The sequence below is a fragment of the Lentzea sp. NBRC 102530 genome (assembly GCF_030269365.1).
Taxonomy (GTDB): Bacteria; Actinomycetota; Actinomycetes; order Mycobacteriales; family Pseudonocardiaceae; genus Lentzea.
In genome coordinates this window covers 50497-63777 of the sequence record NZ_BSTF01000005.1, presented here as the reverse complement: position 1 = coordinate 63777, position 13281 = coordinate 50497, and the positions used below count along the sequence as shown (strand labels likewise).

The 13281-nt window shown below is 69.0% G+C and carries 13 protein-coding genes and 1 pseudogene; 8 read left to right on the top strand and 6 right to left on the bottom strand.

What is annotated here, in order from left to right:
- Positions 1-2: 2 nt before the first annotated feature.
- From QSK25_RS14605 to QSK25_RS14595, 3 genes and pseudogenes are all read right to left on the bottom strand, one after another.
- Positions 3-665: pseudogene (locus QSK25_RS14605) on the bottom strand (S1 family peptidase); the annotation flags it as partial.
- Positions 666-723: 58 nt separating this feature from the next.
- On the bottom strand, positions 724-1500 hold the full coding sequence (locus QSK25_RS14600) for a S1 family peptidase (RefSeq protein WP_285638771.1): 777 nt from the start codon (positions 1498-1500) through the stop codon (positions 724-726).
- Positions 1501-1515: 15 nt separating this feature from the next.
- Positions 1516-2538: a M48 family metallopeptidase gene (locus QSK25_RS14595; RefSeq protein ID WP_285638770.1), complete on the bottom strand. Its 1023-nt coding sequence runs from the start codon at positions 2536-2538 to the stop codon at positions 1516-1518.
- Positions 2539-2608: 70 nt separating this feature from the next.
- Here QSK25_RS14595 and QSK25_RS14590 point away from each other — a divergent pair, with 70 nt between their 5' ends.
- Genes QSK25_RS14590 through QSK25_RS14575 form a run of 4 tightly spaced genes read left to right on the top strand, consistent with a single transcriptional unit; the run spans position 2609 to position 6570 of the window.
- Complete coding sequence (locus tag QSK25_RS14590; protein ID WP_285638769.1) at positions 2609-3505, top strand: alpha/beta hydrolase; 897 nt, start codon at positions 2609-2611, stop codon at positions 3503-3505.
- A gap of 34 nt (positions 3506-3539) precedes the next feature.
- Positions 3540-5414 (top strand): ABC transporter ATP-binding protein, encoded by a 1875-nt coding sequence (locus QSK25_RS14585; protein WP_285638768.1) that lies wholly within the window; start codon positions 3540-3542, stop codon positions 5412-5414.
- On the top strand, positions 5411-6046 hold the full coding sequence (locus QSK25_RS14580; RefSeq protein WP_285638767.1) for a CatB-related O-acetyltransferase: 636 nt from the start codon (positions 5411-5413) through the stop codon (positions 6044-6046). Before QSK25_RS14585 ends, QSK25_RS14580 begins: the two co-directional genes overlap by 4 nt.
- Positions 6043-6570 carry an AAA family ATPase gene (locus QSK25_RS14575; RefSeq protein WP_285638766.1) on the top strand — a complete coding sequence of 176 codons (528 nt, stop codon included), beginning with the start codon at positions 6043-6045 and terminating at the stop codon, positions 6568-6570. The genes QSK25_RS14580 and QSK25_RS14575 overlap by 4 nt, the downstream gene beginning before the upstream one ends.
- Here QSK25_RS14575 and QSK25_RS14570 read toward each other — a convergent pair.
- Complete coding sequence (locus tag QSK25_RS14570) at positions 6555-7130, bottom strand: hypothetical protein (RefSeq protein WP_285638765.1); 576 nt, start codon at positions 7128-7130, stop codon at positions 6555-6557. The genes QSK25_RS14575 and QSK25_RS14570 overlap by 16 nt on opposite strands.
- 23 nt (positions 7131-7153) lie before the next feature.
- Positions 7154-7984 carry a helix-turn-helix domain-containing protein gene (locus tag QSK25_RS14565; RefSeq protein WP_285639373.1) on the bottom strand — a complete coding sequence of 277 codons (831 nt, stop codon included), beginning with the start codon at positions 7982-7984 and terminating at the stop codon, positions 7154-7156.
- Positions 7985-8118: 134 nt separating this feature from the next.
- Here QSK25_RS14565 and QSK25_RS14560 point away from each other — a divergent pair, with 134 nt between their 5' ends.
- The 4 genes from QSK25_RS14560 (at position 8119) to srmL (ending at position 12480) form a co-directional block, all read left to right on the top strand.
- On the top strand, positions 8119-8652 hold the full coding sequence (locus QSK25_RS14560) for a GntR family transcriptional regulator (protein ID WP_285638764.1): 534 nt from the start codon (positions 8119-8121) through the stop codon (positions 8650-8652).
- A 33-nt stretch (positions 8653-8685) separates the two neighbouring features.
- Positions 8686-9408: a GntR family transcriptional regulator gene (locus QSK25_RS14555; RefSeq protein ID WP_285638763.1), complete on the top strand. Its 723-nt coding sequence runs from the start codon at positions 8686-8688 to the stop codon at positions 9406-9408.
- Between the two features lie 41 nt (positions 9409-9449).
- Complete coding sequence (locus tag QSK25_RS14550) at positions 9450-11330, top strand: patatin-like phospholipase domain-containing protein (protein WP_285638762.1); 1881 nt, start codon at positions 9450-9452, stop codon at positions 11328-11330.
- Positions 11331-11451: 121 nt separating this feature from the next.
- Positions 11452-12480: a PheS-related mystery ligase SrmL gene (gene srmL / locus QSK25_RS14545; protein WP_285638761.1), complete on the top strand. Its 1029-nt coding sequence runs from the start codon at positions 11452-11454 to the stop codon at positions 12478-12480.
- Here srmL and QSK25_RS14540 read toward each other — a convergent pair.
- The gene (locus QSK25_RS14540) at positions 12453-13253 is read right to left on the bottom strand and encodes an SAM-dependent methyltransferase (RefSeq protein ID WP_285638760.1); all 801 of its coding nucleotides are present in this window, start codon (positions 13251-13253) and stop codon (positions 12453-12455) included. The genes srmL and QSK25_RS14540 overlap by 28 nt on opposite strands.
- Positions 13254-13281 lie beyond the last annotated feature (28 nt).

The window sequence follows — 13281 nt, the reverse complement described above, 5'->3', positions numbered from 1 at the left end:
GTGACCCGCGTGTAGACGCCTGGCGCGTTCGGCCTGGCGCAGCCGATGCCCCACGAGACGATGCCCGCCAAGCGGCCGTTCACCACGTACGGGCCGCCCGAGTCGTCGATGCAGGCGTCGATGCCGCCGTCCGGGTAGCCCGCGCAGAACATCGACTGCGCGTCGTAGCGCGCGTAGGTCGCGGCGCACTGGCCGTCCGCCCAGATCGGGACGAAGGCCTTGTGCAGCAACGGGCTCTTGTTCGTGTCGTGCTCCGCCTGCCTGCCCCAGCCGTACACGACCCCGACCGTGCCCGGCATGTGCACGCCGGGGTCGGCGACCGGGAGCGGCTGGTACGGCAACGGTTCCGCGAGCGTCAGCAGGGCGATGTCCTTGCCGCGGGAGGGAGTCACGTACCCGTCGACGAGCCGGTAGGACGCACCGGCGGTGGTCACGCCGACGTCCGTGCGCAGGTCCAGCCGGCCGCCGACGACCGTGATCGAGGCGGGTTCGCGGCCCTGCACGCAGTGCGCCGCCGTGACGACCTGCGTCGGGCCGAGCAGCGCTCCGCCGCAGAACTGCGCGCCGGACGTTGTCGTCAGGGCCACCACCCACGGCGCCTCGGCGACGTCGTCGACCGGCACACCGCCGACGATCCTGGGTGTGCTGTGCGCCGGAGTGGCCATCAGCACGAGCAGGACCAGAACCGCCGGCAGTCGCATGGTTCCAGGAGTACCGAGTGGACTACGGCTCGACAACCGCCGGCGGCACAGCGTCCACCACCGGGTGAAGGTCCTTGGCGTAGCGGGAGATGCGGACGTAGACGCCCGGCTTGTTCTTGCGCGCGCAGCCCTCGCCCCAGGAGGTGACGCCGACGAGCTTGCCGTCCGCCACGATCGGGCCGCCGGAGTCGCCCTGGCAGGTGTCGACCTTGCCGCCCTCGAAGCCCGCGCAGAACATGTCGGTCTTCACGAACTGCGGGTAGGTGTCGACGCAGAAGCTGTCGGGCAGGACCGGGACGGTGGCCTGCATCAGGTAGCGGGAGGTCTTGCCGTTCTCGGCGGTGCGGCCCCAGCCGAGGGCGCGCAGTTCGGTGCCGGGCTGGTAGAGCGCCCGGTCGGTGAGTTCGGCGAGCGGCAGCGGGGTGTACGGGAGCTCGTCCTTCAGCGTGAGGACGGCCAGGTCCTCGCCCTGGTCAGCCGACACGTATTGCTTGTGGATCCAGATCTTGGCCACGTCGGCGACGACGCCGGACTGGCGGTCCTGCTTGTCCTCGCGGCCGGCGACGACCTGGAGTTCGCGGGCGGCCCGGCCCAAGGCGCAGTGGGCCGCGGTGAGGACCTTCGCGGGGGCGACGATCGTGCCGCCGCAGAACTGGAGCCCCCGGTCGTCGACCAGGTAGACGACCCACGGATTGGCTTTGATGGACGCCCGCTCGCCGCCGACGACCTGCTCGTCGGCGGCGGCGGTGCCCGTGGAGGCCAGCAAAGCGGAGAGAACCAACACCAGGAGTCGTCTCATGACTCCAGATGGTAGCTACTCCGCTGGGCCGTTCGGAGCAACCTTGCTCCAGAGCTTGCCGGCCGCGCCCATGACCGACTCGCCGATGTCGTTGATCGTCTTGATCAGCGGGTCGGCGGAGTTGTTCATGGACTCCCGGTACGACCGGGCGGCGCCCTTGATGTCGTCGGTCAGGTTGGTCGTGGGCCGGTCGTCCTCGCGGCGCGGGTACGTGCCGGTGAGGATCTCGCGGTACTCCTCGCTGGCCGACCAGCGCTGCAGCTCCGCGGCCCGCACCACGACCAGCGGGTGCGTGCGGTGCTCGGTGTGCAGGAGCTTGAGGAGGCTGTCGCGGATGTCCTCGACCTCCTCGTACTCCTTCGCCTGGGCGAGGAACGACGCGATGTCGACCTGACCGCCGAGGTCGCCCGCGAGCGCGAGGTGCGTGCGCAGCGCGGCCTGCGGGTCCTGGCAGGCCAGCAGGCCCGCCCGGTCGCAGGAGAGCTCGGTCTTGCGCTGCCACTCGCGCAGCGCCGCGATGACCGCCCGCATCGCGATGGCGCCCGCGGGCACCCACGCGAACGACGTGGTCAGGTCGACGAGCCGGCGCAGCAGCGTGTTGTACAGCGCGTGGCCCGACATCGCGTGGCCCATCTCGTGACCGATCAGGAAGCGCAGCGACTCGTTGTCGAGCAGGTCGACCGCGCCCGTGCTGATCACGATGAACGGCTTGTCGATGCCGTAGGTGTAGCCGTACGCCTGCGAGTTGCGCTCGACGAAGAGCTCGGGCACCTCGGCGAGGTCGAACGTCGCCGCCACCTCGTTGCGGATGCGGTCGAGCTGCGGGTACTGCTTCGGGCCCACCCGGACGGAGGACGCCACCTGGAGAAGGCGCTCGCCTCGTTCCGTGAAGGCTCCGGCGACCGCCTTGAGGATCGGTGCCACGGCGGGCACCGCCCTCAGCACCGCGAGGGCGCCTCGGTCGGCAGGGTGCTCATAGGCGCGTGGGCTGATGCCCGGGAACCGCACCCTCGATGACTGCTCAATATCCCCCGTCACACCATCCAGGTTAGACACGATCCGGACAAGGCTGCACGGAATCGGCTCCAGACCGTTGCAAACTTGCGCGGTGAGCAGCGACGAAGACACCACGGTCCTCCCCCTGCGCGGCGGCGCCTCAGCGACCCTGGTCCGCAGGCGGGCGGTGGCCAACGACCGCGGCGCGATCCTCTACGTGCACGGTTTCGCGGACTACTTCTTCCAGGAGCACGTGGCCGAGCACTACACGGCCCAGGGCTACGACTTCTACGCCGTGGACCTGCGCGGTTACGGGCGGTCGATGCGCGACGGCGAGCTGCCGAACTACACGACCGACATCACCGTGTACTTCGAGGAGATCGACGCGGCGATCGCGGTCATCCGTGAAGAGCACTCACGTGTCGTGCTCATGGGGCACTCGACGGGTGGCCTCACCACGTCGTTGTGGGCGCACGAACGGCGCTCCAGCGACCTCATCGACGCGTTGGTGCTCAACAGCCCGTGGCTGGACGTGGTCGAACCGCCGCTCGTGCGGCAGATCGTGAAGGTGCTCGGCGGCGTCGCGCCGAAGGTGAAGATCCGCGCGAACCTCGGCGAGGCGTACGGCGCGGCGATCCACAACACGCGCAACGGCGAGTGGGACTTCGACCTGAAGTGGAAGCCTTTGGCGGGCTTCCCGGTGCTCGCCGGGTGGATCCGGGCCGTGCTGCTGGGCCAGGAGAAGGTCCACAAGGGACTCGACGTGCGGGTGCCCGTCCTGGTGCTGCACTCGGACAGGAGCATGTTGAACGCCAAGGAGTGGAGCGAGGACGTCTCCCAGGCCGACGCCGTGCTCGACGTCGAGGGCATGCGCAAGTGGGGCCCGAAGATCGGCTCCTCGGTCAAGGTCGTGGAGATCAAGGCGGGCATGCACGACCTGTTCCTGTCGCCCGCGCCAGTGCGTGCGGCGGTCTTCGCCGAGGTGGACGAGTTCCTGAAAACGGCTTGACCTCGTTGTAGGTCGAGGTTCGAGACTGGTCGTCATGAACATCGACTTCAACGCCTGGTACGCGCTCGAGAGCGCGATGCAGGACGAGAAGAGCCGCCGGGTGAGCCGGGCGACGTTGAAGCGTGTCGCCCGGTTCGCGCGTCCGCAACGCCGTGCCGTGTACGGACTTCTGGCCACGTCCTCGTTCGCCGCGGTGCTCGCGGTGGCGTCGCCGGTGCTCGCCGGCCGGGTGGTCGACACGATCATCGCGGGCCAGGACTTCGGGCTGGTGGTGTGGCTGGCGCTGGCGATCGCCGGCGTGGCGGTGCTGGAGGCCGGGTTCTCGCTGGCCGAGCGGTGGCAGTCGGCGCGGGTCGGCGAGGACCTGATCCTGCGGCTGCGGCAGGCGGTCTTCGACCACGTGCAGCGGATGCCGATCGCGTTCTTCACCCGCACGCGCACCGGCGCACTGGTCTCGCGGCTGAACAACGACGTGATCGCGGCGCAGCGGGCGTTCTCCGAGACGATCTCCGGTGTGGTCACGAACGTGATCGCCCTCGTGCTGACGCTGGCCGTGATGCTGACGCTGTCCTGGCAGGTCACGGTGCTCGCGATGATCCTGCTGCCGATCTTCCTGATCCCCGCGCGGCGGATGGGCAAGCGCTTGGCATCGATGCACCGCGAGGCCGCGAACCTCGACTCGGCGATGACGACGCAGATGACCGAGCGGTTCTCCGCACCCGGCGCCACGTTGATCAAGCTGTTCGGCCGTCCGGCGCTGGAGAGCGCGGAGTTCGGAGCGCGCGCTCGGCGCGTGCGGGACATCGGCGTGCGGACGGCCGTGGCGCAGTGGCTGTTCCTCGTGGCGTTGACGCTCGTCTCATCGTTGGCGCTGGCGTTGGTCTACGGGCTGGGTGGCTGGTTCGTGTTCCAGGGGGAGATGGCGCCGGGCACGATCGTGACGCTGGCGCTGCTGCTGACACGGTTGTACGCGCCGTTGACGGCGTTGGCCGGCGCACGGGTGGACGTGATGACGGCGCTGGTGTCGTTCGAGCGGGTCTTCGAGGTGCTGGACCTGCCGCCGTTGATCAAGGAGAAGCCCGACGCGGTGGCCGTGCCGGACGGTCCGGTGGAGGTCGAGTTCTCGAACGTGGAGTTCGCCTACCCGTCCGCGGACAAGGTGTCGATCGCGTCGCTGGAGGAGGTCGCCTCGCTCGACACCCGCGGCGGCGAGGAGGTGCTCGGCGGGGTGTCGTTCACCGCCGCGCCGGGCTCGCTGATCGCGCTGGTCGGCGCGTCGGGTGCGGGCAAGTCGACGATCGCGTCGCTGGTGCCCCGCTTGTACGACGCCGACTCCGGCACGGTCCGGCTGTCCGGTGTGGACGTTCGCGACCTGTCGTTCGACTCGATCCGCGAGACCGTGGGCATGGTGACGCAGGACGGGCACCTGTTCCACGAGTCGATCGGCGCGAACCTGCGGCTGGCCGCGCCCACCGCCACCGACGAGGAGATCTGGGACGCGCTCGGCCGGGCCCGGCTCGCGGACCTGGTGTCGTCGCTGCCGGATCAGTTGGACACCGTCGTCGGCGAACGCGGCTACCGTCTTTCCGGCGGTGAACGGCAACGGCTGACGATCGCACGGCTGCTGCTGGCCAAGCCGCGCGTGGTGATCCTGGACGAGGCCACCGCGCACCTGGACTCGCGGTCGGAGGCGGCGGTGCAGGAGGCGTTGGTCGAGGCACTGGCGGGGAGGACGTCGCTGGTGATCGCGCACCGGCTCTCGACCATCCGCGCGGCGGACCAGATCCTCGTCGTCGACGCCGGTCGAATCGTCGAACGTGGCACGCATGAAGTGTTGCTGGCCAAGGAGGGCCACTACGCCAAGCTGTACCGCACTCAGTTCAGCGAAGAGCCGATCGGAGCACCGTGACGATTCCCTCGCCCGACAACCTCTACCCGTTGCCGGACTACGCGCGCACGGTGTTGCTCAAGCCGTTGGTGAAGAACCCGCAGATCGAGATCGGCGAGTACACCTACTACGACGATCCCTTTCACGCCGAGGAGTTCGAACGCCGCAACGTCCTCTACAACTTCGGCACCGAGAAGCTCGTCATCGGCCGTTACTGCGCGCTGGCGGAGGGCGTGCGGTTCATCATGTCCGGCGCCAACCACAGCATGGCGGGCGTGTCGACGTTCCCGTTCACGATCTTCGGCGGCGTCTGGGGCGAGAAGACGCTGGACATCGCCCTGGGCGCGCCGTCCCGGGGTGACACGGTGGTGGGCAACGACGTCTGGATCGGCTACCACGCCCTGATCATGCCGGGCGTGCGCATCGGCAACGGCGCGATCATCGCGGCCGGATCCGTTGTGGTGTCGGACGTTCCGGCGTACGGCATCGTCGGCGGCAACCCGGCGAAGCTGCTGAAGACGCGGTACAGCCCCGAGGAGGTCGCGCTGCTGGAGCGGATCGCGTGGTGGGACTGGCCGGTGGAGAAGGTGACCGAGCACGTCCGCGTGATCATGTCCGGCACGCCCGCCGAGCTGGCCGAGGTCGCGGGGTGAAGGCACTGCTGATCACCGGCCCGGTCGGGGTGGGCAAGACGACGGTCGCCGAAGCCGTCGGCGACCGGCTGGCCGGGGCCGGGGTGCCGCACGCGGTGATCGACCTCGACTGGCTGTCCGCCTGCTGGCCGCCGCCGTCCGACGACCCGTTCCACTTCGAGCTGCAACTGCGCAACCTCGAAGCCGTGGTGCGCAACTACGTCGCGGCGGGCGTGCAGCGGATCGTGCTCGCCGGCGTGCTGGAGAGCCGGGAGGACCGGGCGCGTTACGCGTCGGTGATCGGCGGCAAGCTCAACGTCTGCCGGTTGAAGGCGGACCTGCCGGTGCTCCGCGAGCGGCTCGCTCGGCGCCACCACGGCGAGGCCGACCTGCGGTGGCACGTCGAACGCGCCGAGGAGCTCACCGCGCTGTACACGTCGTCGTGGATCGAGGACTACGTGGTGCTCGCCGACCAGCCCGTGACCGAGGTCGCGCAGGACGTGATCTCGTGGTGGCTGACGGTGGAGCGTCAGCCGGCGAACTGAGCGAAGACGCCCCGCACGACGGCGAGGTCGACCGACGTCTCGTAGTACTCCTGCGCCCACTTCCGGTACGCCTCGGGCGTGCCGTCGGTCAGCAGGGCGAACATCCAGCCGGCCCCGTCGTCGTTGCCGTCGCCGGGGAACGTGATGTCCCCGTGCCGCCATTCCGTGTCGCCGTGCTCGCGCCACAGGCACACCGTGACGCGCGGCGTCTCCTCGTCGCAGAACGCCGGTTCCTCCAGGCACGCGCGGAACACCTCGGGCACGGAGGCGACGACACCGGGCCACGGCTCGCCGTCATCGGTGGCGTACGGGCTCATCTCCGACTCGTGGTCGAACCCGCGCACGAACGCCCCGGCGGCCGTGAACGTGATCGAGTACTCGTTGCCCGCACCGTCCTGCATGGACGCCATCTCCTCGCCGGGCGCCCAGTCCGCGTCGTACTGGTGGTAGCGGTAGTCGTCGTCCGGGTCCATGACGGCGTCCAGCGCGGCCAGTGCACGGCACCGCGCGCGCAGCTCCGGGATCGCGGGCAGGGCACGGGCGAGGTCGTACGCGGTCATGGGGCTCATCCAAGCAGCGATCCTCAAAGCGCGTCGTACAAAGCAACTACGAGTTGCCTGGATGTGTCCCCGTCCAATGAATTTTCCTCGAGTGCGTCAACGACTCTCTCGTAGTCCCTGATCGCATCGTCCGTCTCGGCGAAGAGGCTGGAGTTCTCGGTTTCCACCCACACCAGTGGCTTGTACTTGTCGAACGTCAGCCGCGTGAAGGGTCCTGCCATCCCGGCATGTGCGCCGCACTCGGCGGGCAAGATTCGGATCTCGACGTTCGGCCGGTTCGCCGAGGACATCAGACTCAGCAACTGCTCCGCATGCACTTGCGGACCACCGACCGGCAGCCGCAACGCCAACTCGTGGATGACGAAAGTGCACTTCGTCCCTTGCTGGATGAACGCTTGCATCGCCAGTTGTGTGTCTGCTCGCTGATCGAGTTCATGCGATGAGGCAGGAGACGAGGCACTCAGCACCTCCCGCATGTAGCGGGCTGTCTGCAGGAAGTGGGGCACCATGTGCGTGTGCCAACACGTCATCGTCTTGGCCACCTTCAGGTGCTCTACGACCGTGCGAAGCCCGGCAGACGAGCGTGCTCCGTGCTGCCGCCACCATCCCTGCTGGTTCTTCTCACAGTAGAGCGAGAGCAGGCGTGCGACTTCGTCGGATTTCACACCGCAGACGCCGAGCAACAGAGCGACTTCGAGCTGGCTGGCACCGCCTTTGCCGTTCGCGAGGTTCGAGACCTTGGCCTCGTCCCATTCCAGGATCCCGGCTGCCTGACGCGAGGTCAGACCAGCAGCGGCAAGCACCCTCCTCAACTCGGCACCGAACTCGCGGCCACGTACGGTCGAGATCCTCATCGGCACGCTCGGCTCCTCTCCTCCGCCCAAACCTTACTGCAATATCCGAAAGGCAGCAATGCTGCTCTGGCACCTTGCTGCTTTATGACTAAGGTTCATGACCGGGACCATCACCGGCATGGAAGGGGCAAGCGATGGCGCACGCCGGACCGTGGACGAGTGTGTCGATGCCCTACGTCTCCGGCCGACACGGTGACGCCTGGGGAGCCGAAGCCTCCGCGCACGGCGGTGTCGGCACTCAGAAGCTGGTCAGCGTGGACGCGATTCCCGCCCCGGCCTCCGTCGCCCGCATGCTCGGCCTGACGCCGGACGAGCAGGTGATCGTCCGGCGCCGGGTCATGCTCTTCGACGACCATCCCGTCGAGATCACGGATTCCTACTACCCCGCGACCATCGCGCGGGGCACTCGCCTTGCGGAAGCACGGAAGATCCCCGGCGGCGCGGTCGCGCTCCTGGCCGATCTCGGCTACCCGCCTCGCCACGTTCGCGAGGACGTCAGTGCGCGCTTGGCCGATCCACACGAACGAGCCGTGCTGCACTTGGACGCCCGGTCCTGCGTGTTGCTGCTCGCACGCACCCTGTTCACGGAGAAGGATCTGCCCGTCGAGGCCAGCACGATGACGATGACGGCGGACGGGCGGCGGCTGCGTTACGAGCTGACAACCTGATCGCTGTGACGACGTTCCCCACGAGGAGCCGGTTTGCCCCGCGCACGTGATCTCCGCCCCCGCCATCAGCAGATCGCGGCAGATCTGCGCGACCTCATCATGCGCGGCGACCTGGCGCCCGGCGCCCAGCTGCCGTCGACCTCGCAACTCGTCGCGCGGTACAGCGCGGCGAACGCGACCATCCAGCACGCGCTGAAGTCGTTGAAGGACGAGGGGTTCCTGGACAGTCGCGTCGGCAAAGGCGTGTACGTGCGCGACCGGCAGCCTCTCGTGGTCGACGCTGCCGCGTACATCGCGCCGGAACCTGACCGGTACCGGTACCAACTGCTCGACGTCACCACCGCCGCACCGCCCGCGGATGTCGCCGCCGGACTGCGGCTCGTCCCCGGCGCGACCGCCGTCGTCCGCACCAGAGTCCTCTTCCACGACGACCAGCCCGTGGAGCTCTCGGCGTCGTACTACCCCGCCGACATCGCCGTCGGCAGCAGACTGGCCAAAACGGCCAAGATCCGTGGTGGTGCTCCCGAAGCGCTCGCCGAACTCGGCTATCCGCAACGTACTTTCGTCGACCGCATCTCGGCCCGCCCGCCGACCGTGGAAGAGGCCGAGGCTCTCGATCTTCCCGACGGCACACCCGTGATGCGGCAACTTCGCGTCGTCTACAGCGACAACGAGCGTCCCGTGGAGGCCTCGGTCCTCATCAAGGGCGCCCATCTCTACGAGCTCCTCTATCGGCAATCTGTGGCAGGCGAGTGAACTTCGCTGACTAATGCGTCCGATCGCGCGATCATCAGCGCATGGAGTACGACCGCTACTGCGACCTGACCATGCGGGGCGGCACGACCAGTGGTGTCGTCTACCCGCTCGCGGTCGCCTCGCTCGCCCGCCACTACGAGTTCAAGCAGATCGGCGGCGCGTCCGCCGGGGCGATCGCCGCGGGCTTCACGGCGGCGGCCGAACGCGGGCGCGACAGGGGCGGGTTCGACAAGCTCGCCGGGCTGATCGACTGGTTCACCTCGGGTTCCGGTGCGGAGCGGTGGCGGATGGCGCAGCTGTTCCAGCCCGCCGAGAAGACGCGCGCGCTGTACCGGATCGTGGTGGCGTCCATGCAGAAGCGCGAGACGACCGGGCGCAGTGCGATCACGTGCCTGTTCTTCGCGTTGCTGGGCGCGGTCGGGTTGCGGGCGAAGGCCGTGCTCGGGCTGATGGCGTTGCTGTGGCTCGGCGGGCCGGTGCTGTACTCGGCGTGGCTCGCGCCGTCGGTCTACCCCGGCTGGCTCGCCGTGGTGGTGGGCGTGGTCGCGCTGGCGTGCCTGGTGATCGTGGTGTGGCCGTTGCGGTCGAGCCTGCCCTGGCCCGCGGCGGTGTTCGCGCTCGTGCCGTTGGTGCTCGGGCTGGCGTTCTCCCGGCACCACGCGACGGCGGCGATCGTCGTGCTGGTGTGGCTGGTGCTGACGCTGGCGGCGGTGAGCGCGCTGATCGTCACGTACGGGTACGCGATGCAGCGGTTCCTCAAGGACAACGCGCGGTCCATCCACTTCGGACTCGTGCCCGGCACCGGCGACTACCGGCCGTCGTGGCTCGACCGGAGGGCGGGCGTGCCGGCCTCGACCGGGGTGCCGCCGCTGGCCGACTGGATCGCCGACCAGCTCGACGACCTCGCGGGCACCGACGAGGCGGTGACGTTCGGCGACCTCGGGGACATCAACCTCGTGCTGATGACGACCGACCTGTCCGAGGGCCGGCCGTACCGGTTGCCGTTCAAGGAGAAGTGGCAGTACTGCGAGGAGTGCCTCGGCTACGTGCTGCCGTCCAGGGTCGTCGAGCAGCTGAACGGGGCACCAGAGGCGGAGAAGTGCCCGCTGCACGAGGGCATGCCGTTGCGCGCGTTGCCCGATCGCGACCGGCTGCCGGTCGTGCTCGCGGTGCGGATGTCGCTGTCGTTCCCCGGCCTGATCGCCGCCGTGCCGCTGTGCCGCGACGGCCGCGTGCACTGGTTCTCCGACGGCGGCATCACCAGCAACTTCCCGATCCACTTCTTCGACGCGCTGCTGCCGCGCTGGCCCACGTTCGGCCTGAGCCTGCAGCCCTACCCCGCGGGCGACACCGACGAGGTGTGGCTGCCGGAACAGGACGCCTCGACCTCGGGCACGCACTACGCGGCCCTGAACTCGATGCCGCGCTTCCTGGTGTCCATCCTGAACACGTTCCTCGACTGGCGCGACACCATGCAGTCGGCGCTCCCCGGCTACCGGGGCCGCATCGCGCACGTCCGCCAGTCCGACGACGAGGGCGGCTCGAACCTGTTCATGCCGCCCGAGACGATCAAGCGACTGGCGTTGCGCGGCCAGAAGGCGGGCGACCTGCTGCGCGAACGGTTCGAGCAGCAGCAGAACACCGACCGCTACCGCTGGATCCGGCTGCGCATGGCGTTGCGCGAGTACCAGGAGCTGGGCGCGCAGGCCGCCGGCCGCGACGCCCTGTACGAGGACCTGCTCGCGCGGTTCCGGATCCCGGCCGAGCTGCACGACTGGTTCCGCACGCCGCCGGCCGACGGCGACCCGTTCCGCGCCGACATCGAGGTGGCGCTCGACCACGTCGGACGGCTGCAGGACGACGGGCCGTTCGACGGCGTGCCCCCGGTGGACCCGGATTTGCGGCTGACACCGCCCGAGTAGCCGCGCTAGCCTGGTCCCGTGACGCGATTTGGCCACCCCCGACCTGCGTGGGTGGCGCGCGCCTGAAATTCCCGTCGGTCGGGGGACTCCGCACCCCACACCGACCAGAACGGGAATCCTCGTGTACCGCACCGAAGAACTCCTGCACGCCCTGAACGTCCGCGACCTCACCGATCCCGCGCAGGGCCCGCACGCGCTCCAACTCCTCGTCGACGACCTGACGAACGTCCTGCACAACCCGCTGATCGTCCGCCACCACCCGGTGGTTCCCGTGGAGCACAACTACGAACTCCTCGGCTACCCGGCGGACGCCGTCACCAGGGATGCCCGCTACACCAGGTACGTCAGCGAGACGTGCATGCTGCGCAGCCACACCTCGGCGATGATCCCGCCCGCGCTCAGGCACGCCACCCCGGACGTCACGCTGGTCTGCCCCGGCGTCGTCTACCGCCGCGACACCGTCGACCGCCTGCACACCGGCACCCCGCACCAGCTCGACGTCTGGCGAGTCAGCACCGAAGAGGAACCGCTCGACGAGCTCATCCACCGGGTCGTCACGACTCTGTTGCCCGGCAAGCGTTATCGCACGGTCGACGCCGAACACCCGTACACCACGCACGGCAAGCAGATCGACGTGGAGCACGACGGCGAACGGGTGGAGATCGGTGAGTGCGGGCGGGCCGCGCGGCACGTCCTCAAGCACCACCCGCACGGCCTCGCCATGGGCCTCGGCCTGGACCGGATCCTCATGCTGCGCAAGGAGATCCCGGACATCCGCCTGCTGCGCAACGAGGACCCGCGGATCGCGGTCCAGATGCTGGACCTGGCCCCGTACCGGCCGATCTCGAAGCACCCGGCCGCGATCAGGGACGTCTCGATCATGGCCGACGAGCACGACGACGTCGAAACCCTCGGCGACCGCATCCGCGCGCTCGTGCCCGAGGACGTCGTCGAGGAGATCGAGATCCTCGGCGAGACGAGGACCGAGCAACTGCCCGGCCACGTCCGCGAGCGGCTGAACGCGTTGCCGGGTCAGAAGAACGTGCTCATCCGCGTGACGATGAGGGCGCCGGAGCGCACCCTCACCGACCGCGAGACCAACGAGATCAGGGACAGGCTGCTTCAGGGCTTGCGGGCGACGGCGCCGTAGATGCCCACGTGGGCGTCGTCGAAGGAGTCCGGGCGCCAGTCGTTGACCGCGACGACGCCCGGCTCCAGCACCTCCATGCCGTCGAAGAACTTGGTGACCTCGGCGTGCGTGCGCATCTTGAGCTGGTTGTCGGAGCTGCTGTAGATCTTGGCGATCTGCTCGGCCTCCGCGCGTTCCTCGTCGTTCAACGTGTCCCAGGTGGCGTGCGTGATCGCGAGGTGCGAACCGGAGGGCAGTGCGTTCATGTACTCGGCGACGGCCTCGTACGGGCTGTCGGTGTCCTGGATGAAGTGCAGCGCGGCGATGATCAGCACGCCGACCGGGCGGCTGAAGTCGAGGATCTCGCGGGCGCCGGCGAGCACCGTCTTGGTGGCGCGCAGGTCGGCCAGCAGCGCGGACGCGTTGGGGTTGTCGGCCAGCAGCGCGTTGCTGTGGGAGACCGCGACCGGTTCGAAGTCGACGTAGACCACGCGGGCGTTCGGGTCGTCGTGCTGGGCGATCTCGTGGACGTTGCCCACGGTCGGGATGCCCGAACCGAGGTCGAGGAACTGGCCCACGCCCTGCGTCAGCAGGTGGCGGACGACCCGGCGCAGGAACGAGCGGTTCGCCTGCGCGCTCTGGGCGACGCCGGGGAAGATCTGCTCCACCTGCTTGGCCGCGGCGCGGTCGGCTTCGAAGTTGTGCGAGCCGCCCAGGTAGTAGTCGTACATCCGCGCGACGCTCGGGCGCGTGACGTCGACGGTCGACGGGACCCACTTCAGCTCTTCCTTCACGCCCGCATCCTCCGTTGTCGCCGCACGG

Bases quoted from the DNA above. Each gene is read 5' to 3' on its own strand.
- QSK25_RS14600 (WP_285638771.1), bottom strand. From the start codon at position 1,500: ATGAGACGACTCCTGGTGTTGGTTCTCTCCGCTTTGCTGGCCTCCACG.
- QSK25_RS14585 (WP_285638768.1), top strand. From the start codon at position 3,540: ATGAACATCGACTTCAACGCCTGGTACGCGCTCGAGAGCGCGATGCAG.
- QSK25_RS14570 (WP_285638765.1), bottom strand. From the start codon at position 7,130: ATGACCGCGTACGACCTCGCCCGTGCCCTGCCCGCGATCCCGGAGCTG.
- QSK25_RS14565 (WP_285639373.1), bottom strand. From the start codon at position 7,984: ATGAGGATCTCGACCGTACGTGGCCGCGAGTTCGGTGCCGAGTTGAGG.
- QSK25_RS14560 (WP_285638764.1), top strand. From the start codon at position 8,119: ATGGCGCACGCCGGACCGTGGACGAGTGTGTCGATGCCCTACGTCTCC.
- QSK25_RS14550 (WP_285638762.1), top strand. From the start codon at position 9,450: ATGGAGTACGACCGCTACTGCGACCTGACCATGCGGGGCGGCACGACC.